Below are 1315 nucleotides of genomic sequence, written 5' to 3' on the forward strand. Positions count from 1 at the left end.
TGGTTACTCTTCTTCATGGTGGTCCCCTTGCTGTAGGAGTTCTTGGCGGAACGCCCGATACCTACCACACGGCAGGTTTCGAGCGGGGGACCGCCACCTCAACTTCTACGAGACCCGGGACAACCTCGAGTCATGCCGGCGGATCACTGGCGTTTAGCCCGTTGGACGGTGCTCTCTATGTCTCCGTCGGGGACGGCACATCCTTCAACACCACGGACCCACGGACTATCAGTGTTCAGAACATCAACAGCTTATCCGGCAAGATCCTGCGCATCGATCCAATAACCGGCTTGGGACTGGCCGATAACCCGTTTGTCGAGCCGGGTGACGATCTCAGCGCCAACCATTCCAAAGTCTATCAGTTGGGACTGAGGAATCCGTTTTCCATCGGGTTCGCCCAAGATGGGCGTCTATTGATATCGAATACAGGTTGGGGTAATTGGGAGGAGATCGAAACCGGTTACTCTGCAGCAAATTTTGGTTGGCCGTATTTCGAAGGCGGCGATAATGGTGTTCTGGTGCCCACCGGAGGATATCAGAACCTCCCCGGCGCAACTCAATTTTATGCGGCGGTCGCGAACGGCACCATAACGATAACACCAGCCTATCGTGCATTTGCTCATGACGAGAATGCGGCGGGTTTTCAGCTGGGGGCTATCGTGGGTGTCGGCGCACCTTACACAGGATCGCGATACCCAGCGGAATTACAGAATGATGTCTTCTTTACCGACGTCAACGACGGTGAGGTGTTCGTTGTCGATGTAAACAATCGCAGCGATGTGAAGTTTCTATACAGCAGCCAAGCTGTACCCATCGCCTTTAGCCAGGGGCCCGACGGGTACGTGTACGTTGCGAACCTCGCCAATAACACGATCAGTAGATTGCTTATAGAGCCGATTCAAGCTCCATCCCCAAATACGTTGACCCCGAATGGCAGTGCCAGTGTCGCCAGCAATGTTTTCACCCTGACGACGACGACGACCGGCAATCAGGCCGGCTCGGCGATGTCGACGGGGCGCATCGATGTGCGCCAGAACTTCACCTTGGCCTTCGAGGTCAACCTCGGGGCCAACGACGGCGGCGCCGACGGGGCGGCTGTGGTGTTCCATAACGATCCTCGTGGCGTCAACGCTATCGGTTCCTATGGCAGCGGTTTGGGGGTCGGCGGTATCCGCAACGGCTTGGCGATCGAGTTCGACACCTTCAACAGCACTGCGGCCAACCTTGCCGAGACCGGCATGGCTGGCTCCGATATCGCCAGCGACCACACCGGTTTCATCGCCACCGACGGTGCCTTTGCCACCACGCCCGTGGC

General features: G+C 57.3%; 1 protein-coding gene. It reads left to right on the forward strand.

Annotation, left to right across the window (positions count from 1 at the left end):
- Nucleotides 1-161 precede the first annotated feature (161 nt).
- On the forward strand, nucleotides 162-1315 hold a 1154-nt coding region (locus tag CSQ99_RS30595), incomplete at its 3' end, for a lectin-like domain-containing protein (protein ID WP_245909169.1).

Source organism: Mycobacterium neglectum, from assembly GCF_002591975.1.
GTDB classification, from domain to species: domain Bacteria; phylum Actinomycetota; class Actinomycetes; order Mycobacteriales; family Mycobacteriaceae; genus Mycobacterium; species Mycobacterium neglectum.